The sequence below is a fragment of the Micromonospora sp. CNZ285 genome (assembly GCF_004637285.1).
Window position 1 is genome coordinate 1,249,729 of the sequence record NZ_SPQD01000001.1, and the last position, 22,750, is coordinate 1,272,478.

At 75.3% G+C, this 22,750-nt stretch carries 13 protein-coding genes; 8 read left to right on the forward strand and 5 right to left on the reverse strand.

All coding sequences use genetic code 11. The features are described from left to right. Position 1: 1 nt before the first annotated feature. The 3 genes from CLT75_RS05655 to CLT75_RS05665 are packed head-to-tail and all read right to left on the reverse strand — an operon-like array spanning position 2 to position 3,215. Complete coding sequence (locus tag CLT75_RS05655; protein WP_091427216.1) at positions 2-868, reverse strand: carbohydrate ABC transporter permease; 867 nt, start codon at positions 866-868, stop codon at positions 2-4. Further along, entirely contained in the window at positions 868-1,827 is a 960-nt protein-coding gene (locus tag CLT75_RS05660; RefSeq protein ID WP_135239813.1) for a carbohydrate ABC transporter permease, read from the reverse strand. Before CLT75_RS05660 ends, CLT75_RS05655 begins: the two co-directional genes overlap by 1 nt. Continuing rightward, on the reverse strand, positions 1,824-3,215 hold the full coding sequence (locus CLT75_RS05665; RefSeq protein WP_135239814.1) for an extracellular solute-binding protein: 1,392 nt from the start codon (positions 3,213-3,215) through the stop codon (positions 1,824-1,826). The genes CLT75_RS05660 and CLT75_RS05665 overlap by 4 nt, the downstream gene beginning before the upstream one ends. 121 nt (positions 3,216-3,336) lie before the next feature. Between CLT75_RS05665 and CLT75_RS05670 the strand changes: the two genes are divergently transcribed. The 3 genes from CLT75_RS05670 to CLT75_RS05680 are packed head-to-tail and all read left to right on the forward strand — an operon-like array spanning position 3,337 to position 6,526. Continuing rightward, the gene (locus CLT75_RS05670; RefSeq protein ID WP_135239815.1) at positions 3,337-4,374 is read left to right on the forward strand and encodes a zinc-binding dehydrogenase; all 1,038 of its coding nucleotides are present in this window, start codon (positions 3,337-3,339) and stop codon (positions 4,372-4,374) included. Next, positions 4,374-5,192: a sugar phosphate isomerase/epimerase family protein gene (locus CLT75_RS05675; RefSeq protein ID WP_135239816.1), complete on the forward strand. Its 819-nt coding sequence runs from the start codon at positions 4,374-4,376 to the stop codon at positions 5,190-5,192. Before CLT75_RS05670 ends, CLT75_RS05675 begins: the two co-directional genes overlap by 1 nt. Then, positions 5,189-6,526, forward strand: a complete 1,338-nt coding sequence (locus tag CLT75_RS05680; protein ID WP_135239817.1) for an MGH1-like glycoside hydrolase domain-containing protein — start codon at positions 5,189-5,191, stop codon at positions 6,524-6,526. Before CLT75_RS05675 ends, CLT75_RS05680 begins: the two co-directional genes overlap by 4 nt. Positions 6,527-6,573: 47 nt before the next feature. Here the strand turns inward: CLT75_RS05680 and CLT75_RS05685 are convergent, their stop codons facing one another. Next, the gene (locus CLT75_RS05685) at positions 6,574-7,278 is read right to left on the reverse strand and encodes a CBS domain-containing protein (protein WP_135239818.1); all 705 of its coding nucleotides are present in this window, start codon (positions 7,276-7,278) and stop codon (positions 6,574-6,576) included. 94 nt (positions 7,279-7,372) lie between these two features. Next, positions 7,373-9,487: a molybdopterin-dependent oxidoreductase gene (locus tag CLT75_RS05690; protein ID WP_135239819.1), complete on the reverse strand. Its 2,115-nt coding sequence runs from the start codon at positions 9,485-9,487 to the stop codon at positions 7,373-7,375. Positions 9,488-9,635: 148 nt separating this feature from the next. Between CLT75_RS05690 and CLT75_RS05695 the strand changes: the two genes are divergently transcribed. From CLT75_RS05695 to CLT75_RS05715, 5 genes are all read left to right on the forward strand, one after another. Further along, entirely contained in the window at positions 9,636-10,028 is a 393-nt protein-coding gene (locus CLT75_RS05695) for a DUF2267 domain-containing protein (protein WP_135239820.1), read from the forward strand. A gap of 329 nt (positions 10,029-10,357) precedes the next feature. After that, a complete protein-coding gene (locus tag CLT75_RS05700) occupies positions 10,358-13,825 on the forward strand; it encodes an AMP-binding protein (protein ID WP_135239821.1) in 3,468 nt (1,155 codons plus the stop codon). Continuing rightward, positions 13,822-16,932 (forward strand): thioesterase domain-containing protein, encoded by a 3,111-nt coding sequence (locus CLT75_RS05705; RefSeq protein WP_135239822.1) that lies wholly within the window; start codon positions 13,822-13,824, stop codon positions 16,930-16,932. The genes CLT75_RS05700 and CLT75_RS05705 overlap by 4 nt, the downstream gene beginning before the upstream one ends. Next, a complete protein-coding gene (locus CLT75_RS05710) occupies positions 16,929-19,232 on the forward strand; it encodes a lantibiotic dehydratase (RefSeq protein WP_135239823.1) in 2,304 nt (767 codons plus the stop codon). The genes CLT75_RS05705 and CLT75_RS05710 overlap by 4 nt, the downstream gene beginning before the upstream one ends. Further along, positions 19,229-22,732: a non-ribosomal peptide synthetase gene (locus CLT75_RS05715; protein WP_135239824.1), complete on the forward strand. Its 3,504-nt coding sequence runs from the start codon at positions 19,229-19,231 to the stop codon at positions 22,730-22,732. The genes CLT75_RS05710 and CLT75_RS05715 overlap by 4 nt, the downstream gene beginning before the upstream one ends. Positions 22,733-22,750: the final 18 nt, after the last annotated feature.

A 22,750-nucleotide genomic window follows, 5' to 3' on the forward strand; every position in this document is an offset into this window, starting at 1 on the left:
CTCAGCCCTTCTCGGCCCCGCTGGTGAGTCCCTCGGTGAGCAGGCGTTCCCCGGCGAAGAACAGCACCACGATCGGCAGCGTGAGGATGACCGAGCCGGCCATCAGCACGGTCTTGGGCACCTCGACGCCGTCGGCGAGCAGCGACAGGCCCAGCGACACGGTCCACCGGTCCGGCCGGTCGACCAGGAACAGCAGCGCGAACAGGTACTCGTTCCAGGCGATCATGAAGTCGTACAGCGCGACGGCCATCACCGACGGGGCCGCGAGGGGCAGGCTGACCCGGCGGATGATGCCGAGCCGGCCGGCGCCGTCGATCGCCGCGGACTCCTCCAGGCTGATCGGGATCGTCTCGAAGTAGTTCTTCAGCATGTAGACCGACACCGGCAGCGTCTGCGAGATGTAGACGAGCACCAGGCCGGTCAGCGACCCGCGCAGCCCGGCCCGGGTGAAGACCACGAACAGCGGGATCGCGATGACGATGGACGGGAACAGGTAGACCGCCAGGAACAGCGCGCTGACCTGCCGGCGGCCGAAGAACCGCAGGCGGGACACCGCGTACGCCCCGGGGATGGCGATCACCAGGGTGAGCGCGGTGGCTGCCAGCGCCACCAGGCCGCTGTTGCGGATGAACGTGAGGAAGCCCTGGCCGCCGTCGGAGACGGACTTCAGCACCTCGGCGTACGTGGCGACGGTCAGCTCGCCGAACGGTACCCAGAGCGAGCCGGGTTCGAGCAGCAGGCGTTCGATCGGACGTACCGACAGCACCAGCATGTACCAGAACGGCAGCAGCGTGACCACCAGGAACCCGGCGATCACCAGCCGCCGCAGCCAGCGCAGGCTGACCGTCTCGATCCGGTCCCGGTCCATCACGCCTCCCGTCGCGCGCCGAAGAAGCGCAGGTAGATCGCCACGAACACGAGCAGCACGACGGCCAGGACGACCGCCTGGGCGGCGGCCGCGCCGATGTCGGTACGGGCGGTGAGGAACTGGTAGACCCGCACGCTCACCACCTCGGTGCCTGCGGCGCCGCCGGTGAGCAGGTAGACGTCGTCGAACTTGTTGAACGTCATGATGAACCGCAGCACGCCGATCAGCGCGATCACCGGCATGAGCTGCGGCAGCAGGATGTGCCGGAACCGCTGCGTGGGTGTCGCCCCGTCGACCCGGGCGGCCTCCTCCAGCTCACCGGGCACCGCCTGGAGCCGGGCCAGCAGGAACAGGAACGCGAACGGGAAGTAGCGCCACGCCTCGAACGCGATCACCGTCCACAGCGCGGTGGACTCCTGGGACAGGAACGGCACCGGGGAGTCCCAGCCGAGGAAGCGCCGCCCCCAGTCGTTGACGATGCCGAGCTGCGGGTCGAGCATCACCTGCCAGACGAACGTCATGGCGACCACCGGCGCCACGTACGGCAGCAGCATCGACGCGCGGACGAGCGTGCGGCCGCGGAACGGCCCGCGTACGGCCAGCGCCGCCGCGAGCCCCACCACGATCGAGCCGGCGGTGCCGCCGACGCTGTAGAGCACAGTGGTCCAGAGCGTGTCGGCGAACCCGGGCGTGTGCAGCACCCGGTCGATGTTGTCCAGGGTCAGCTCGCCGAACAGGCCGGTCTTGCGCAGGGTCGCCAGGCGTACCCGCTGGAAGGCCAGCACCACCGTCCAGACGATGGGTATGCCGATCACCGCGACCACGACGAGCAGGGTCGGGGTGACCAGCGCGAGCCCGGCGCGGGCTTCGCGGCGGCGCAGCGTCAGCGGGCGTCGGCCGGGTCGGCGGGGTCGCTCCGGCGCGGGGGAGCGGCCGGCCTCCGGCGCGGTGGTGGTCAATTGACGCCCTTGGCTATCGCCTCGACGTCCTTGCGGGCGCGTTCGGCGGCGGCGCGGGCGTCGGACTTGCCGCCGACGACGTCGGCGAGCGCCTTGGGTACGGGCAGCTCACCGAGGATGGCGCCGACGAGCTTGCCCTGGTTCTCGGTCAGGCCCCAGCGCTGGAAGGTGTCGGGGCTGCGCCGCAGGGTGGCGAGCACGTCCTCGCCGTAGACCTCCGACAGCGGCTTCTTGGTGTCCACGCCGGCCGGGCTGGTGTTCCAGGCGGTCCGGAACTTCTGCTTGTCCTCCGGGGTGCCGGTGCGCACCGGGAAGCGCCCCTCGGGGGACATGCCGAACCAGCGCGGGTAGCCGTCGGAGAGCATGTACTCCACGAACGACTTCGCCGGGTCGGCCGCGCCGTCGAGCACCGCCCATGAGCTGACCTCGCCGTACTGGGCCGGTTCGGTGCCGTTCGGGCCCTTGATCGCGGTGACGAACCCGCTGTTCTTCGCGAGCCAGGCCGGGTCGGACTGGCACTGCGGGCAGGTCGGCCGGGCGTCGGCGCGCAGCCCGGCCAGCTCGTCGAGGATGAAGGGCGACCAGATCAGCATGGCCGCCTTGCCGGCGAAGTAGGTGGCCCGGGTGGTGTCGACGTCCTGGGCGCCCTTGACCGAGTTGTTGCGCATCAGGTCGCCGTAGAAGCGGAACGCCTCGACGCACTCGGGGGAGTCGAGCGTGACAGTGCCGGAGTCGTCGGTGAGCCGGCAGTTGTTCGCCAGCGCCAGGTGCTCGAACGTCTGCTGGGTGAACACGTCGCCGGGGGAGGTGGCCGCGGTGATGCCGGCGACGCCGCCGGTGTTCAGCTTCGCCGCCGCGGCGGCGATCTTCTCGTACGTGTCGGGCGCCGGCAGGCCGGCGGCGGCGAACAGGTCCTTGCGGTAGACGAGCAGCTGGCCCCACCCGTCGCTCGGTACGGCGAGCTGCGTGCCGCCGTCGCTGGTGAGTTCCAGTGCGCGGGGCGTGAACGTGTCCCGGCCGAGCCGGTCGACGACGGCGCCGTTGGCGTCGGCGTCGAGGAGTTCGTTCGCGGACAGCGTGCGCACCCCGGCCAGCGAGACCGAGCCGACCACGTCGGGCAGGTCGCCGGCGGCGGCGCTGGAGGCGATCAGGGACGGGAACTGGTCCTCGTTGACGGTGACCAGGTTGACCTTGACGCCGGTCTTGGCGGTGTAGTCGGCGATGATCGTCTTGGTGGCGGCGACGCGGTCCGCCACGTCTTCCAGGCTCCAGACGGTGATCTGCGAACTGTCGGATTTCTGCCCGTCGTCGCTGCATGCGGCCACGCCGGTCCCGGTCAGTGCCAGGATCAGGCTGATTGCGAGCCGCCGCGTGGAGGGTGATGACATCGGTGGCACTCCTCTCGAAAGAGCACGGCCTGCCGCTAATACCCATCGATTCATCAATCTAATCACATATGCCCATTTTTTGGGTTAGAATCGGGGTCGGCACTTCCCTCGGAGCGACGCCATGAGCAACTGGGTTGTCTCTCTGGCCGGGCCCGGGCACGTACGCCTGGAGCCCTGCCCCACGGACCGGCTCGGTCCGGGCCAGGTCCGCGTCCGCACCCGCTACTCGGGCATCTCCGCCGGCACCGAGCTGACGCTCTACCGGGGCAGCAACCCGCGACTGCGCAAGGACTGGGACGCCGGCTCCCGCATGTTCGTGCCCCGTCAGGCCGCGCCCGCGTACCCGGTGGTGGGTTTCGGATACGAGGAGGTCGGCGAGATCGTCGAGGTCGCGCCCGACGTGGCCGGGCGGCGGCCCGGCCAGCTCGTCTGGGGCATCTGGGGGCACCGCGCCGACGCCGTGCTCCCCGCGACGGCCGTGCATCCGCTGCCACCGGGCCTCGACCCGCTCGCCGCCGTGTTCGCCCGGCCCGGCGCCATCGCGCTGACCGCCGTGCTCGCCGGTGACCTGCACCTGGGCGACTGGGTGGGCGTGTTCGGACAGGGCGTGATCGGGCTGCTCGGCACGCGCCTGGCCGCGCTGTCCGGCGCCCGCGTGGTCGCCGTCGACCGGATGCCGGGCCGGCTCGCGCACGCCGTGCGGCTCGGCGCCCGCCGGGTGGTCGACGCCGCCGCCGACTCGCCCGCCGCCGCGCTGCGGGCCGCCACCGACGGCCGGGGCGCCGACGTCTGCCTGGAGCTGTCCGGGTCGTACCCGGCGCTGCACGAGGCGATCCGCGCCACCGCGCACGCCGGGCGCGTCGTCGCGGCCGGCTTCTACCAGGGGTACGCCCACGGGCTGGAACTCGGTGAGGAGTTCCACCACAACCGGATCCAGCTCGTGGCCGCCCAGGTCTCCGGGCCCGATCCGGCACCCGGCACGGCCGGCCGGTGGTCCGGGACGCGGATCGCACACACCTTCATGGACCTGGTGGCCGAGGGCAGCGTCGACCCGCTGCCGCTGGTGAGCCACGTCGTCGACGCGGGCGCGGTGGCCGACGCCCTGGCGTTGCTCGACCGCGGTGACGGTGACGTCCTCCAAGTGGTGCTGAGGTTCTGATGGACATTCCGCTCTCGTGCCAGGAACAGCTGCTTCCCGGCACCGACCTGACCCGGAAGTACGCCCTCGCCGTCTCCCTCGGCTACCAGGGCATCGAACTGCGCGGGCGGGGCGACCACGCGCTGGCCCGGCGGCTGCCGGAGCTGCGCCGCGCCCGCGCCGCCGGCGTGGTCATGCCGACCGTCTGCGTCGAGATGGACCACTTCGTCGGCGACTTCGACCCGGGCCGCTCCCGCGACGCGGTGGACAACCTGCGCTCCCAGCTCTCGGTGATCGCCGAGCTGGGCGGCGTCGGCGCGATGACCCCTGCCGCGTGGGGCATGTTCTCCCGCCGGCTGCCCCCGTTCGACCCGCCGCGCTCGGCCGACGAGGACCGGCGGGTGCTCGTCGACGCCCTGGGCGAGCTGGCCGGGCACGCCCGCGCCGAGGGGGTCACCGTGTTCCTGGAACCGCTCAACCGGTACGAGGACCACATGGTCAACCGGCTCGACCAGGCCGTCGAGCTGTGCCGCGCGGTCGGGTCACCGGCACTGCGGGTGGCCGCCGACACGTACCACATGAACATCGAGGAGGACGACCCGCACGCCGCGCTGCGCGCCGCCGCGCCGTACCTCGGGCACGTCCAGGTCAGCGACTCCAACCGGCACCAGCCCGGCGCCGGGCACCTGGACTGGGGCGCGCTGCTGGCCACGCTCGACGCGATCGGCTACACCGGCTGGCTGGCACTGGAGTGCCGGCTGCGCGGTGAGCCGGTCGCCGCGCTGCGCCAGGCCGCCACCGCGCTGGCCCAGGCCCGTCCCCGGCGGGCCGCCGCATGACGCTGACCACCGGGGTACGCGCCGACGCCGACCGGCACGCCCGGCTGCGCCGCCTCGCGCTGGCCACCCTGGACGCCAACTGGGAACACGACCACACCGTCCCCTCGCGCACGCTCTACCCGCACCAGTGGAGCTGGGACTCGGCGTTCATCGCGATCGGCCTGGCCCACGTCCGTCCCGACCGGGCCTGGCGGGAGCTGCGCACGTTGTTCGCCGCGCAGTGGGTCGACGGGCGGGTGCCGCACATCGTGTTCAACCCGGCCTCGCGCGCCGGGCCGTACTTCCCCGGGCCGCAGTTCTGGGACTCGGCCCGCGCCGACGGCTCGCCGGCCCGGGCCACCTCCGGGATCGTCCAGCCGCCGGTGCACGCCCCGGCCGCCTGGCTGGTGCACCGCCGCGCGCCCGGCGAGGCGACGGTGGCCGCGCTGCGTCGGCTCTACCCGAGGCTGGTCGCGCAGCAGCGCTACCTGACCGGTAGGCGGGACGCCGGCGGCGGCGGGCTGGCGTCGATCGTGCACCCGTGGGAGTCCGGGCTGGACAACAGCCCCGCCTGGGACGCGCCGCTGGCCGGCGTGCCCGCCGACGAGGCGGTGATGCGCGCGTACCGGCGGCACGACACCGCGCACGCCGACGCGGCGCAGCGCCCCACCGACCTGGACTACGCGCGCTACGTCGCGCTGGTGGAGAGCTACCGGGCCGGCCGCTACCGGGACGAAGGGCTGCTCGGCCGGCACCCGTTCCTGGTGGAGTGCCCACTGGTGAACGCCGCGCTCGGCGTCTCCGAGTACGCCCTCGCGCGCATCGCCGCGGTGATCGGCGCCGATCCGGGACCGCACCGCGACCGGGGTGCCCGGATCACCGAGGCGCTCGTCACCCGCCTCTGGGATCCGGTCGCCGGCACGTTCCGTCCCCGCGACGTGCGCGCCGACCGGCTCGTGCCGGCCCGGACCGTGCTCGGGCTGATGCCGCTGGCGCTGCCCGAACTGCCCGCCGCGCAGGTGTCGGCGCTGCTGGCCGAGGCGTGCTCGCCGCGCTTCGGGCTGGCCGCCCGGATGGACCGGCCGCTGCCCACGTACGACCGCACCGCGCCGGACTTCGAGCCGCTGCGCTACTGGCGCGGCCCGAGCTGGATCAACACCGGCTGGCTGCTCTGGCAGGGACTGCGTACCCACCGCCGGGCCGACCTGGCCGCCGGGCTGCGCGAGTCGCTGCTCGACCTGGTCGACCGGGCCGGCTGCCACGAGTACTTCCACCCGGACACCGGCGCCGGTCTCGGCTCACCGGCGTTCAGCTGGACCGCCGCGCTGGTGCTGGACGCGCTCGCCCAGGAGTGACGGCGGTGGGCGCCGGGTACGCCGGCGCCCACCGGGCCGTCCAGGGCTCAGGCGATGCCGGCCGGGGTGGCGCCGCCGACGCGCAGCGCCGACATCGGCACGTCGTCGATCGCGTAGCCGAGCGCGTCGACCACCTCGACCACGCCGCTGACCTGCCGGGCCAGCCGGACCGCGAGCTGCGCGGTGGACCGGCGCTCCACCTGGCCGGTCAGCGTCACCACGCCCCTGCCGACGGTCACGTCCACCACGCCGTCGCGGACGCCGAGGCTGCGCCACAGCACCTCCTCGACCACGTCCCGCCGGATGCCGGCGTCCGGGCGCAGGTGCACCTTGAGCAGGTCGCCGCGGGTGACGATGCCGACCAGCCGGCCGAGGTCGTTCACCACCGGCAGCCGCTTCACGCCGCGCGCGTCCATCAGCCGGGCCGCCTCCACGATCGTCGCGTCCGGCGTGATGGTGACCGGGGGAGCGGTCATCAGGTCGGCGGCGAGCGTCGCGCCGGCCTTCGCCCGCGCCTCGCGGCGGTGCCGGTCCGGCAGGATCCGCCGCTCCCGGGGCCGGCCCAGGAACTCCACCTTGTACATCAGGTCCGCCTCGGACACCACGCCCAGCACCCGGCGGGTCTCGTCCACCACCGGCGCCGCAGTGACGTGCCGTTCGGTCAGCACGTCGACGATCTCCCGGTACTCCGTGCCCTCCCGTACCGACGCCACGTCCCTGGTCATCACGTCCTGCACCTGCCACGTACGCATGGCGAACCTCCCTGTGTCCGCCTCCGACGCTAGGTGGCGGCGACGGGCCGGAGCAGGGGCGCAAAGACCAGGTCCGGGGGCCGGAGGTCCCGAATCACCCAGCCGCGACGGGCTCCGCGACCTCGTCGAAGGGCGGCTCGGCGGTCAGCAGGCCCGCCGGCACCGGCTCGACCTCGACCCGGCAGTCGTGGAACGTGGGCGCCTCGCCCAGGTCGGTGTCCCGGACGCCGGTGACCGCGTTGACGGTGGACCGCCCCGGGCTGCGCCGCGCCCAGTACGCCTTGTACGTGAACGCGCACCCCGGCCGGGTCGCCTCGTCCACCGCCACCGCGGCGAGGAACGCGCCCCTGTCGTTGTGCACGCGTACCGCGTCGCCGTCGGCGAGCCCGCGCGCCGCCGCGTCGTCCGGATGCAGGTGCACCCGGGGCGGCCCGGCGCGGCGGGTGTGCCACGGCAGCGACGCGAACGTGGAGTTCATCAGGTAGCGGTTGGCCGGGGTGAGCAGCGTCAGCGGGAACCGGCGGGCCAGCTCCGAGTCGGCCGCCTCGGCCGGTGGCGTGTACCCGGGCAGCGGGTCCACCCCGAGCGCGGCCAGCGCCGGGTCGTGCAGCCGGGCCCGCCCGTCCGGGGTGGGGAAACCACCCTCGGCGTACGGCGCGGAGCCCACCGGCACGCCGGTGAGCCGGGCGTACGTGCGCTCGCGCAGCTCCTCGTACCTGATCGGGGCGTCGGCCAGCAACTGCCGGGCCAGGTCCTCGTCGCTGTCCCGGAACGCCGGGTGGTCGATCCCGAGCGCGGCGGCGATCCGCCGGAAGATCTCGGTGTTCGGCAGCGCCTCGCCCGGCGCGCGGGTGACCGGCAGGTTCAGCGTCGTGTAGTGGTGCCCGTATGACGTCTGGAGGTCCAGGTGCTCGGGCTGCATGGTGGCCGGGAGCACCACGTCGGCGTAGTCGCAGGTGTCGGTCCAGCGTTGCTCCAGCACCACGGTGAACAGGTCGGCGCGGCCGAGCCCGGTCAGCAGCCGGGCCTGGTCCGGGGCGGTCGCCGCCGGGTTGGCGTTGAACACGACGAGCGAGGTGACGGGCGGGTTGGCCTCCCCGGTGAGGACGGCGGCCAGCCGGCTCATGTTCAGCGACCGGGCCGGCGGGGCGGGCATGCCGCCCGGCCGGATCACCGGGCCGTTGTCGACCGGGTGGTGGCCGCTGGTGGTGACCAGCGCCCCGCCTCCGGGGTACCGGAAGTCGCCGGTGACCAGCGGCAACGCGCAGATGGCCCGGATCGCCTGCCCGGCGCCGTGGTGGCGTTGCAGGCCCAGCCCGACCCGTACCGCTGTCGGCCGGGTGGTGGCGATCCGGTCGCCGAGGCGGCAGATCGTCCCGGCGGGCAGGCCGCACTCGGCGGCGGCCCGTTCCACCGGCCAGTCGTCGAGCCGGGCGCGTAGTTCCGGCCAGCCGGTGGTGTGCGCAGCCAGCCACTCCTCGTCGGCCGCCCCGGCGTCGCGGACGTGCCGCATCAGCCCGAGCGCGAGCGCCGCGTCGGTGCCGGGTAGCGGAGCGACGTGCTCGTCGCTGCGGGCCGCCGTGTCGGTGCGCAGCGGGTCGATCGTCACCACGTACGCGCCGCGCTCGCGGGCCTGCTGCACGAACGGCCACAGGTGCAGGTTGGTGACGAGCGGGTTGGCGCCCCAGAGGACGATCAGGTTCGCCTCGACGATCGACTCCGGTTCGAAGCCGACCGAGGCGCCGTAGAGCGAGCGCAGCGCCGCCCGCGCCGCCGCCGTGCAGATGGTGGTGTCCAGCCGGGACGCGCCCAGGTGGGCGAAGAGCCGGGGCCCCATGGTCCAGCCCTGGACCAGGCCCATCGTGCCGGCGAAGTAGTAGGGCAGCACCGACTCCGGGCCGTCCCGCTCGATGCTCGTACGCAGCCCGGCGGCCACCCGCTCCAGGGCCTCGTCCCAGCTCGCCGGCCGGTACGCGACCCGGCCGGCGCCCTTCGGGCCGGTGCGGACCCAGGGCGTGGTGAGCCGGTCCGGCCCGTTCACCGCGTCCAGGTAGCGGTTCACCTTGCCGCAGAGCGCGCCCCTGGTGAACGGGTGGTCGCGGTCGCCGCGCAGCGCGACCGCCCGGCCGTCGTCGACGGTGAGCTGCCAGACGCAGGTGTCCGGGCAGTCCAGCGGGCAGGCGCCGGGGTGGGTGGTGACGGGTCCCATGCGCGGATGCTACCGATGCGACAGGCCACCCGGCCTCCGGCTTTCCCGCCGCCGGGTGGGTGGGGCGTTTGGCCGGGGCGGGGGCGGGTACCCGCCGGGGCCGAGCGGGGTGGGCGTGGTGCCCGCCGGCGGCGAGGGGAGGGGTGGGATGCGGTTCCCCCTGTTCGTCGAGGCGGTGGCGCGGCGGGCCGAGTTGCCCGCGGACGAGGCCGCGACCGTCTCCCGTGCCGTGTTGCAGACCCTCGCCGACCGGATCACCGCGGACGAGGCGACGGACCTGGCCGCGCAGCTGCCGGACGACGTGGGCGGTTATCTGGAGCCAGGCGGCACCGCCACCACCGGTGGCGCTGTCGACTTCCTGTACCGCGTAGCCGAACGCGCGGCGGTGGACCCGGCGGTCGCCGAGGTGGGCGCCGTGGCGGTGCTCGCCACGCTGCGCGACACGGTGACGGTGGGGGAGTTCCACGATCTCGTCGCGCAGCTCCCGAAGGGCTTCGACGCCATGGTGGACCCCATCCCACGCCCGCCGTACGATGTCTGAGCAGGTTCCCCGCGATCCGGGTTGAGCTGCGGCACCGAGGCCGTCTGCGGCGAAGATTCCACGGCCTGGAAGTATTTTCACCGTAAAATAACTTGTTGCCGGTCACCTACGCTGTAAATCGTCTACGCGCTAGAGGGATGATCGGACGAATTCCTCCGTCCGAGGTTCCAAGGTGCGGTCCCCTCTTCGGCTCAAGCCTCATCGCCGCTCTTCCGGCGCAGGAATCGAGCCATATTCTGCTTCCAATGTGAAGTCCTGGGGGGGATCAATGATCACATTCGTCGATTGCTGCCTGCCTGCCCTCTGTGGAGCGCAACCCGCATCCTGACATGGCAGAGACGATGATCATCAATCGTTTCGGCGCGATCTCGGCGGTACACGGCGGACGTCCGGCACTTCTCGGTGAGACCCACGAGGTCACCTACACCGAGCTGGCCGGGGCGGCCGGCGGGCACGCTGCCGTGTTCGCCGCCGCGGGCCTGCGCGCCGGAGACCGGATCGCGCTGCTCACCGCACACGGCGCACCGACCGTGGCGGCGATGCTCGGCGCCCTCGCGACCGGATGCGCGTACGTGCCGCTGGATCCGGGCTTCCCGGTCGCCCGGCTGCGCCACATGGTCGACGCCGCCGGCGTCACCGCCGTGGCCTGCGCCGCCGAGCACCGCGACCTCGCCTCCACACTGGCCGGCGAGCGCCCGGTCGTCCCGCTGGACGAGGTGCCGTCGGCTGCGCTGCGCCCGGTCGCGGCCGACCCGGACGCGCTCGCGTACGTGCTGTTCACCTCCGGGTCCACCGGCGTGCCCAAGGCGGTCGGGCAGACCCACCGCAACCTGGCCCACGTCGTCGACAACCAGATCGCCGCGCTCGGTGTCGGCCCGGACGACCGGCTCAGCCTGCTCGCGTCGTTCAGCTTCGACGCCGCCATCCCCGACCTCTACCCGGCGCTGCTCACCGGCGCCGCCGTCGTCCCGGTCGACCTGCGCCGCCAGGGGCTCGCGTACGCCGTCGAGCAGCTCGACCGGCACCGCGCCACGGTGCTGCACTGCACGCCCACCGTCTACCGCTTCCTGCTCGACACGCTCGGCGCGCGCCGGCTGCCCACGGTGCGGGCGGTGCTGCTCGGCGGCGAGCAGGCCACCTGGGCCGACGCGGCCCGTGGCCGGGACCGGTTCGCCCCCGAGTGCGTGCTCGTCAACGGCTACGGCGCGACCGAGATGACGTTCGCCGCCCGGCACGTGCAGCCGCTGTCCGAGGTGGACCCGGACGCGCGCGGGCCGCTGCCCGTGGGCGTCGCGTTCCCCGGCTACCGGCTGGACCTCGCCCCGGACACCGGCGAGATCGTGGTCCGCAGCCGCCACCTCGCCCCCGGCTACCTCAACCAGGACAGCGACCGGTTCGGCGTCGACGCCGACGGGCTGCGGTCGTACCGCACCGGTGACCTGGGCCGGCTGCTGCCCGGCGGGGAACTGGTCTGCCTCGGCCGGCTCGACCGGCAGGTCAAGGTGCGCGGCCACCGGGTCGAGCTGACCGAGATCGAGGCGGTGCTGTCCGCCCAGCCCGGCGTCGCGGGCGTCCGCGCCATCGTGCGCGACGGCGAACTGCTCGCGTACGCCCGGCCGGCCGGCGTCCGCCCGGACCCGGCGGCGCTGCGCGCGGCGCTGACAGCCGCGCTGCCCGACTACGCGGTGCCCCGCGCGGTGGTGGTGGTCGACGAGTTCCCGCTCACCGTCACCGGCAAGGTCGACGAGCGGGCGCTGCCCGACCCGGTGACCGAGGTGCCGGCCGAGGAGGCACCGGCCACCGACACCGAACGCGCCGTGCACGACATCTGGTGCGCGGTGCTCGGCCGCGACGCGGTCGCCCGCACCGCCAGCTTCTTCGACGTCGGCGGGCAGTCGCTGCTGCTGGGCCAGGTGCAGCAGCGCCTCGCCGAGCGGTTCGGCGTCCGCCTGCCGATGCTGCGCCTGTTCGATCACCCGACCGTCGCCGCCCAGGCGGCGCTGCTGGACGCCCCGCCCGAGGCGGTCCGCGCCCCGGTGCTGCCCGCACCCGCCGCGCCGGTGCGCGCCGCCCGCGAGTACACCGGCGACGAGATCGCCGTGGTCGGCGTCGCCGGGCGGTTCCCCGGCGCGCCCGACGTGGCGACGTTCTGGTGGAACCTGTGCACCGGCGTCGACTCGGTGCACGACCACACCGACGAGGAGTTGGCCGCGCTCGGCGTCGGCCCCGGCCTGCGCGCCGACCCCCGGCACGTCCGCGCCGCCGGCCGGCTCGACGGGGTGGCCGACTTCGACGCCGAGTTCTTCGGCTTCGCCGCCGACGAGGCGGCCCGTACCGACCCGCAGCACCGGCTGTTCCTGGAGACCGCCTGGGAGGCGCTGGAGGACGCCGGGCACGACCCGGAGCGCTTCCCGGGGCTGGTCGGCGTCTACGCCGCCACCTCGGCCAACCGCTACTTCCTGTTCCACCTCATGGACAACCCGGCGGTGGTCGGCGACGTCGACCCGGACGACTGGGAGGCCCGGCTCGTCGGCCGCCAGTTCACCGACCACCTGCCCGGTCAGGTGGCCTACCGGCTCGGCCTGACCGGCCCGGCGATGGCCGTGCAGAGCGCCTGTTCCAGCTCGCTCGTCGCGGTGTGCGTGGCCGCGCAGAGCCTCGCCGACTACCAGTGCGACCTGGCGCTGGCCGGCGGGTCCACGGTGATGTGGCCCCGGCACCGGGCCACGCCGGGCGGGCTCGCCTCGCCCGACGGCCGGTGCCGCGCCTACGACGAGGGCGCCGCCGGTTCCGGGTTCGGCTCCGGCGCGGGCGTGGTGGCGTTGCGGCGGCTCGCCGACGCGCAGGCCGACGGCGACCGTATCTACGCGATCCTGCCCGGCTGGGCGGTCACCAACGACGGCCCGGGCCGGGCCGGCTTCGCCGTGCCCGGCCCGGCCGGACAGGCCGCCGCCGTCGCCGGCGCGCTCGCCACCGCCGAGGTCGCGCCCGGCGAGGTCCGCTTCGTCGAGGGCCACGGCAGCGGTACGCCACTGGGTGACGCCATCGAGGTGGCCGCGCTGCACGAGGTGTACGCGGGCGCCGCGCCCGCCGAGTCCACGGCGCTCGGCTCGGTGAAGACGAACATCGGTCACCTCGACGCCGCGGCCGGCATCGCCGGGCTGATCAAGACGGTGCTGGCCGTCCGGCACGGGGTGATCCCGCCGAACCTGCACTTCACCCGCCCGCACCCGGAGATCGACCTGGCCGCCGGCCCGTTCTACGTGCCCACCAAGGCGCGGGACTGGCCGGACGACGCGCGCCGGGTCGCCGGAGTCAGCGCGTTCGGCCTGGGCGGCACCAACGCGCACGTCGTGGTGGAACAGCCGCCGCCCGCCGAACCGGCCGACCCGCCCGGCGAGGGACCGTGGCTGCTGCCGGTCTCCGCGCGTACCCCGGTGGCGCTGCGGGCCGCGCTGGCCCGCCTGCGCGGCCACCTGGCCGGGGCCGCCCCGGCGCTGTCCGACGTGGCCGCCACGCTGGCGCTGGGCCGGCGGGCGTTCGCCCACCGGGCGGCGGTGGTCGCCGCCGACCTGCCGGCCGCGCTGTCCGCGCTGGACGTGCTGCTGGACACCGGCGCCCGCATCGCCGGTGACGGCGGCCCGCTGCGCGAGACGGCAGCCGAGTGGGTCGCCGGGCGCGACGTCGACTGGCACGCGCTGCACCCCGAGGGCACGGTCCGGCGCACCGGACTGCCCACCTACCCGTTCCAGCGCCGCCGGCACTGGATCGACCCCGTGCAGAAAGGTCCGCGGTGAACTGGTTCGTCTCCGCCGGAAGCCGACCCGAGGCGCCGGTGCGGTTGTTCTGCCTGCCCTACGCCGGAGCGGGCGCCAGCGCGTTCCGGCGCTGGGCGGCCGAGTTCGGTGCGAGCGTCGACGTGGTGCCGGTGCAACTGCCCGGCCGGGAGAACCGGATCACCGAGGACCCGCGCTTCAGCGTCGCCGAGGTGGCCGACGCCATCGCCTCCCGCGCCGACCGCCCGTACGCGATCTACGGCCACTCCATGGGCGGACGGCTCGGCTTCGACGTGGTCCGCGAGCTGCGCCGTACCGGCCGCCCGCTGCCGCTGCGGCTCTACGTCGGCGGCGCCCGCGCCCCGCACGTCGCCACGCCCGGCCCGTTCGACGGGCTGTCCCGGGCCGGCGACGACGAGCTGCTGCGCCGCCTCGGCGAGGGCGGCGGCCTGCCCGCCGAACTGCTCGACCACCCGGAGCTGGTGGAGCTGCTGCTGCCGCTGCTGCGCGCCGACTTCGGCCGGGTCGACGACTACCGCCACATCCCGGGCGAGCCACTGCCGGTGCCGATCGTCGTGTTCGCCGGCCGCACCGACCGGGCGGTCAGCCTGGAGCAGAGCGCCGCCTGGGCCGAGCACACCGCGGCCGGGTTCACCCTCCACGAGCTGGACGGCGGGCACTTCTTCCTGCACGACCGGCTGACCGAGCTGGCCGCGCTGATCCGGGCCGACCTGACCGCCGCGCCCACCGACACCCGCCCCGGCACGCCGGACGCGGGTCCGGACCCGGTGCGCGCCGCCGGCCGCGGGACCGCCGGCGCCGCGCACCGGGTTCCGCTCGGCGACACCGGCTGGTCGGTGTGGCGTGACGCGGTGCTGCGGACCACCGGGTTCCCGGCCGACGGGCTGGAGCTGTTCGCCGCGCCCCGGGCCGCCGCCGCGGCCGACGAGCTGCTGGCCACCGGGGCCGGTGAGGACCGGTTCACCAAGGAGTTCGAGGAGGCGCTGCGCGCCGGGGCGCAGCGGTTCAGCGAGCTGGCCGCCGACCCGCTGCTGCGCGAGGCGGTCACCTGGCAGAACCGGGGCGCGCTGGTGGCGTTCGACGGGCTGGTGCGCGGCGGCGCCGACGCGGCCCGCAACGTGCGGCGTCGTGACCGGGAGCGGGCGCTGCTGAAGTACTGGCAGCGCTACTGCGGCAAGAACGAGACCGTCGGCTTCTTCGGCCCCAGCTGCTGGGTCACTGTCGATCCCGCGCAGCCGGAGGTTGCCCGGGTCAACCCCGGCGAGAGCCTGACCCGGCGACGCTGGGTGTGGTTCGAGTCGTGGGCGCTGTCCGCGTACGCCGAACGGATCGGCGCGGACCTGGCGGTGCGCCGGTGGTGGCCGCCGATGCTGCGGGCCCACCTGGCGGTCCGGGACCGCGACGTGCTGCGGCCCGGCCGGCCGGCGCTGACGCTGACCCCGGTGGAGGCCGCGCTGCTGCGCGCGGCCGACGGCCGGCGTGCCGCCGCCGACCTGGTCGCCGACCCGGCGATCGGGCTGCGCCGCCCGGAGGACGGCTACGCGCTGCTCGACCGGCTGGTCGAGCGGGAACTGATCACCTGGGACGCGGCCCTGCCGGTGAGCCCGGACGCCGAGCGGGTGCTGGCCGACCGGATCGACGCGATCGGCGACGAGCCGGCCCGCGCCGCCGCCCGCGCCGGATTCGACCGGCTGCGCGCCGCCCGCGACGACGTCGCCGCCGCGGCCGGTGACGCGGACCGGCTGCGGACCGCCCTGGACGCGCTCGACGCCACGTTCACCGAGCTGACCGGCGTGCCCGCGGTACGCCGGGCCGGGCAGATGTACGCCGGCCGCACGGTCTGCTACGAGGACAGCGCCCGGAACCTCGACGTGGTGTTCGGCGCGCCGCTGCTGGCCGAACTGGCCGCCCCGCTGGACGTGCTGCTGCGCGCCGCCCGCTGGCTGGCCAACGCGCTCGCCCGCGCCTACCTGGACGTGCTGCGCGGCCTGTACGAGGAACTGCGCGCCGAGGCCGGCGCCCCGGTGCCGCTGGCCGACCTGTGGTTCCTGGCCCAGGGGATGTTCTGGGGCGACGGGGAACGGCCGGTCGACGCGGTGGCGGCGGACTTCGCCGCCCGCTGGGCCGGACTGTTCGGCCTGGACACCCTGCCCGCCGGCACCACCGACGTACGGCTGCGCGCCGCCGACCTCGCCGGCCGGATCGACGCGGTGTTCCCCGGCAGCGGTCCGGAGTGGTCGAACGCCGCCATCCACAGCCCCGACCTGCAGATCTGCGCCACCGACGCGGACGCGCTGCGGCGCGGCGACTACACGGTGGTGCTCGGCGAGCTGCACGCCGCCTGGTCGTCGTTCGACTGCGCCGTGTTCACCCCGTCGCACCCGGACGTGGAACGGCTGCGCGACGCGCTCGCCGCGGACCTCGGGCAGCGGCGCGTCCGGCTGCTGTTCCCGGCCGACTGGCCGCGGCGGACCAGCCGCACCGCCGAGTCCCTGACCGGCCCGACCGACAGGCACCTGGCGTTCCTCGACGCGCCCGGCGCCGACCCGGCCCGCGTGCTGCCCACCGTCGACCTGGTCGTCGACGAGGTGGACGGCGAGCTGGTCGCCACCGCCTCGGACGGGCAGCGCTGGCCGCTCGTCGAGATCTTCGCCGAGCCGTTCAGCGCGCACGCCGTGGACGGGTTCAAGCTGGTCGCCGCCGCGCCGTACACGCCCCGGATCACCGTGGACCGGCTGGTGCTGGCCCGGCAGACGTGGCGGACCACAGTCGGCGAGAGCGGACTCGCCGTGCCCGACGGGGAGCGGGACCGCTTCCTCGCCGTCCGGGACTGGCGGCGCCGCCTCGGCCTGCCCGAGCAGGTGTACGTCAAGCTCGGCACCGAGACCAAGCCGTGCTTCGTGGACCTGTCCGCGCCGGCGTTCGCCACCACGCTGTGCGCGATGGTGCGCGCCGCCCGGGTCGACGGCGGCGACGACGTGTCGTTCACGGTCAGCGAGATGCTGCCCGCGCCGGAGCAGGCGTGGGTGCCCGACGGGGCGGGCCGCCGCTACTTCAGCGAGCTGCGCCTGCACATCACCGACGCCGGGCGGGAGGACCACCGGTGAGCCACCTGCTGCCCCTGGGCGACACCGGCTGGTCGGTGTGGCGGGACGTGGTGCTGCGTACCGCCGGTTTCCCGGCCGCCGGGCTGGACCGGTTCGCCGCGCCCGACTGCGCCGCCGCCGCGGACGCGCTGCTCGCCGGCGACACCGGCACCGAGGTGTTCGGCAAGGCCCTGGCCGAGGCGTTCGCCGAGTCCTCCGCGGTGGCCGGTGAGCTGGCCGCCGACCCGCTGCTGCGCGAGGCGGTGACCTGGCAGAACCCGGACATGCTGATCGCGCTGGACGGGCTGCTGCGCACCGACCCGCAGGTCCGCAACGTGCGCCGCCGCAAGCGCGAGCTGAGCCTGCTGCGCTACTGGCAGCGCTACTGCGGCAAGGCCGAGACCATCGGCTTCTTCGGCCCGGTCTGCTGGGGCACGTTCGACGCCACCCGGCCCGGCGTGCACACCACGCCCGGCGACGCGCTGGTGCACCGGCGGCGGGTGTACTTCGAGGCGTGGGCGCTCATCGCGTACGCCGACCGGCTCGCCGACGACCTCGCGGTGCGCCGCTGGTGGGCGCCCGCCCTGCAACCGCACCTGACCGTCGCCGGGCGGGAACTGCGCTGGCCGCTGCACCCGCCGATCGCGCTGACCCCGGTCGAGGCGCTGGTGCTCGGCGCCTGCGACGGGCGGACGCCCGCCGTGGAACTGGCGCAGCGGCTATGCGACGCCGGTGAGGTGCACGGCGCCGACGACGTCTACCTGCTGCTCGACCGCTGGGTCGAGCGCGGCCAGCTCAGCTGGGGCGCGAACCTGCCGATCGCGCCGGACGCCGAGCGGGTGCTCGAAGCGCGGATCGCGGCGATCGGCGACGAGCCGGTCCGCGCCGCCACGGCGGCCGAGTTCGGCCGGCTGCGCGCCGCCCGCGACGAGGTGGCCGCCGCGGCCGGCGACCCGGACCGGCTCGGCGCCGCGCTCGCCGCGCTCAACGCCGAGTTCACCGCCGTCACCGGGCGCCCGGCCACCCGGCACAGCGGGCAGATGTACGCCGCCCGCACCGTCTGCTACGAGGAGACCGCCCGCGACCTGGAGTTCCGGATCGGGTCGGCGGTCATCGACGCGCTCGCCGAGCCGATGGCGGTGGTGCTGCGTACCGCCCGCTGGTTCACCACCGAGGTGGCCGCCCGCTGCGGCGAGCTCTTCACCGAGCTGCACGAGGAACTGGCCGCCGACGGCCCGGTGCGGCTGGCCGACCTGTGGCTGCTGGCCCAGGGCACGCTCGTCGCCCCGGACGGCCCGATCGGCCGGGCCGGCGCCACGCTCACCGCGCGCTGGGCCGAGCTGTTCGGCCTGGCCGACCTGCCCGAGGGGCAGGCGGAGCTACGGCTGCGCGCCGCGGACCTGACCGAGCGGGCCCGGGAGCTGTTCCCAGCCGCGCGGCCCGGCTGGCCGTCGGCCCGGCTGCACAACCCGGACGTGCAGCTCAGCGCCGCCTCGCCGGAGGCCGTCGAGCGCGGCGACTTCCTGCTGGTGCTCGGCGAGCTGCACCCGGCCTCTGTCGCGTTCGACAGCGCGGTGCTCAGCCCGTTCCACCCGGACCCGGCCGCGCTGCGCGCCGACCTGGACGCCGACCTGGGCCCGGTCCGGCTGCGGGTGCTCTGGCCGGACAGCTTCCCCCGCCGCACCACCCGCACCACGTACGCGCTGACCGGCCCGGCGGACCGCCAGCTCGGCATCGACACCGCGCACGGCGCCGACGTGGACCGCCTGGTCCCGGCCACCGCCGTGCTGGTCGAACGCACCGGCGACCAGCTCACCGCGGTCTTCCCCGACGGCGCCCGCTGGCCGCTGATGGAGGTGTTCGCCACGCTGCTCGGCTCGCTGCTGCTGGACGCGTTCAAGCTGCTCGGCGCCGCCGCGTACACGCCCCGCATCACCATCGACCGGCTGGTCGTGGCCCGGCGCACCTGGCGTACCACAGCCGGGGCGTGCGGGCTGGGCGGCCACGCCGACGAGACCGCCCGCTACCTGGCGGTACGCCGCTGGCGCGCCGAGACCGGCCTGCCCGAGCGGGTGTTCGTCAAGGTCGGCACCGAGATCAAACCCTGCTACGTGGACCTGACCGGCCCGCTGTACGCGCAGTCGCTGTGCGCGATGGTCGACGCCGCGCTGCGCACCGGGCCGGACGTGCCGGTGGTGGTCTCCGAACTGCTGCCCGCACCCACCGAGGCGTGGGTGCCCGACGCCCGGGGCCGCGGCTACGTCAGCGAACTGCGCCTCCAGATCACCGACCCGGCCGAGCACCTTGGAGCACTCCGGTGACCGACACCCTGACCGTCAGCGCCGTCCACGGCCCGGACCTGCCGTGGCCGGACACCACCCTCGCCGATTTGATCACCGCGCAGGCGGCCCGCACCCCCGACGCGGTGGCGGTGCGCCAGTGGGACACCCGGCTCACCTACCGGCAGCTCGTCGACCGGGCCGCCGGGGTGGCCGCCGCGCTGCGTGAGCACGGCGTCGGCCGGGGCGACCGGGTCGGCGTGTGCGGCGCGCGTACCCCCGACCTGGTGGTCACCGTGGTCGGCGTGCTGCTCGCCGGCGCCGCGTACGTGCCGCTGGAGCCGGGCGGCCCCCGGGCCCGCCTGCGCGGCATCGCCCGCGACGCGGGCGTCCGCGTCGTGGTCGGCGACGCGGCGGCGGCCGAGTTCGGCGACGAGCCCGGCGTCACGCCGCTCGGCCTGCCCGGCCCGGCCCCGCTCGCGCCCTGCCCGGCCCGACCCGGCGACCCGGCGTACGTGCTGTTCACCTCCGGCTCCACCGGCCGCCCGAAGGGCGTGCTGACCACCCACCGCAACGCGGTCGAGTTCGTCACCGGGGTGAGCGCGCTGACCGGCGCCGACGCGTCGGTCCGCAGCCTCGGCATCGCCTCGCTCGGCTTCGACGCGGCCACCATGGACCTGTTCGTGCCGCTCACGCTCGGCGGCGCGGTGCAGCTGCTCGGCGCCGACGACCGGGCCGACCCGGTACGGCTGGCCCGGTTCGTCGCCGAGCACGAGGTCACCTGGGGCTTCATCACCCCGACCGTGCTGTCGCTGCTGGACTCGGCCGCCTTCCCGTCGTGGCGGGTGCTGCTCTGCGGCGGCGAGGCGGTCCCGGCCGAACTGGTCGCCCGCTGGGCGCCGGGCCGGCGGTTCCTCAACGGCTACGGCCCCACCGAGACCACGGTGCTGGCGGTCACCTGCGACCTCACCCCGGCCGACACCGACCCGATGCCGATCGGCCGGCCGCTGCCCAACCACCGGGCGTACGTGGTCGACGCCGACCTGCGTCCGGTGCCGGCGGGGGAGACCGGCGAACTGCTGATCGGCGGGCCCGGCCTGGCCGACGGCTACCTGAACCGGCCCGGCCTGACCGCCGAGCGGTTCGTGCCCGACCCGTTCGGCGAGGCACCCGGCGAGCGGCTCTACCGCACCGGTGACCTGGTCCGGCAGGGCCCGGACGGCCGGATCGTCTACCTCGGCCGCGCCGACCGGCAGGTGAAGGTCCGCGGCCAGCGCATCGAGCTGGGCGAGATCGAGGCGGTGCTGGCCGCCCACCCGGGCGTCGAGCGCGTCGCGGTGGAGGCGGTACCCGGCCCGGCCGGCGCCGAGCTGGTCGCGTTCCTCACCCCGGCCGGCGCGCCGGACGACGACGAACTGCGGGCGTACGCGACGACGCGGCTGACCACCGCGATGCTGCCGGCCCGGACGGTGCGGCTGGACGCGCTGCCGGTCAGCGCGACCACCGGCAAGCTGGACCGGCCGGCGCTGCGCGAACTGGCCGCGGCCGCCCCGGCCGGCGTGGCCGAGGCGTCCGCCGACGACGACCCGGTGACGGCGGCGGTCCGGCGCGTCTGGACCCGGCTGCTCGGCACCGCGCCCGCCCCGGACAGCGACTTCCTCGCCGCCGGCGGCAACTCCATCGCCGCGATGCGGCTGGTCGCCGCGCTGCGCGCGGAGCTGGGCCGGCAGGTGGACACGCGGGTGCTGTTCGCCGACCGCACGTTCGCCGCGCTCGTGGACCGGGTCCGCGCCGCCGACGCGGCCGACGCCGACGGGCTCACCACCGGCAACCCGCCGACGCTGTCCCCGCCGCAGCGGCGGCTGTGGTTCATGGACCAGCTCGCCCCGTCCAGCGCGCCGTACAACATCGCCGTCGCGCACCGGCTGCGCGGGCCGCTGGACGTCACCGCGCTCGGCGCCGCGCTGCGGGCCGTCGCGGAACGGCACGACGTGCTGCGCTGGCGCATCCCGCAGAACGGCGGCGTGCCGTACGCGGTCCGCGAGGAACCCACCGACGTGGCGGTGCCGGTGGTCGACCTGACCGGCGCCGCCGACCCGGACGCCGAACTGGCCGGCATGCTCGCGGCCGGCGCCGGGCACGCGTTCGACCTGGCCACCGGCCCGCCCTGGCAGGTGACCGTGTACCGGCTCGCCGCGCAGGAGCACGTGCTCGCGATCACCGTGCACCACGCGGTCTTCGACGGCTGGTCCGAGACGCTGCTCTACGACGAGCTGGCGCTCGCGTACGCCCACGCGCTCGGCCGGTCCGTGCCGGGCCGCCCGCCGCTGCCCGCCACGTACGCCGACTACGCGGTGTGGCGCGCCGACCGGGACCGGCGCCGGGGCGAGACGGACCTGGCCTGGTGGGCCGCGCACCTGGCCGGCGCCCCCACCGTGCTGGACCTGCCCCGCGACCGTCCCCGCCCGGCCGTGCAGACGTACGCCGGCGCGGAGGCCGCGGTGCGGCTGGACGAGGCCGCCGACCGGGCCGTACGCGACCTGGCCGCCCGGCGCGGCACCACTGTCGCGGCGGTGCTGCTGGCCGCGTTCGGCGAACTGCTCCGGCGCGTCACCGGCGGCGACGAGCACGTGCTCGGCGCGATCGTCGCGGACCGGCGGCTGGCCGCGTTCGACGAGGTGATCGGGTTCTTCATCGACACCGTGCCGGTACGGGTCCGCTCCGGCGGCGCGAGCTTCGCCGAGCAGGTCGACCGGGCCGCCACCGAGCTGCACGAGGTCACCGCCCACCCGGGCGCGCCACTGGAACGCATCGTCGAGGCGCTCGGCGTGGGCCGGGACACCTCCCGCGCCCCGCTGGTGCAGGTGCTGTTCAACGTGCTCAACTTCGTCGCCCCCCGGCTGACGCTGACCGGCCTGGCCGTCGAGCCGGCGCCGGTACCGAAGCCCGGGTCGCCGTTCGACCTGACCGTCTACGTGGTGGAGCGCGACGGGCGGGCCGGCGTCGAGGTGGTGCACAACCCGGACCTGTTCACCGGCGAGCGGATCGAAGCGCTGCTGGCCGACCTGGCCGCCCTGGTCGGCGCGCTCGCCGCCGACCCGGACGCCCCGGCCGCCGAGGTCGCGCCCGAGCTGCCCCGCCCGGCGGTACGGGTCGCGGCGCTCGGCGCCATGAGCGTCGCCACCGCCGAACCGGCGCGCGCGCCGCTGCCCGCCGGGTCGGACGCGCTCACCGCGACCGAGGAGCTGATCGCCGGGATCTGGCGGGACGTGCTCGGCCGCGACGCGGTCGGCGTGAGCGACAACTTCTTCGACATCGGCGGTCACTCGATGGCCCTGGCCGCCGTGCACGCCCGCCTCACCGAGGCCACCGGCCGCTCGATCACCATGCTCGACCTGTTCCGCCACCCGACCGTGCGGGCGCTCGCCGCCAGCCTCGACGGGGCCGCCGACCGGCCGGAACTGGCCCGCGCCGCGATGCGCGCCGCCGCCCGGCGGGGACGTGCCCGCCGTACCCCGCCACCACGCCGACCTCACCCGTGACGCGATCCCTTGTGAATG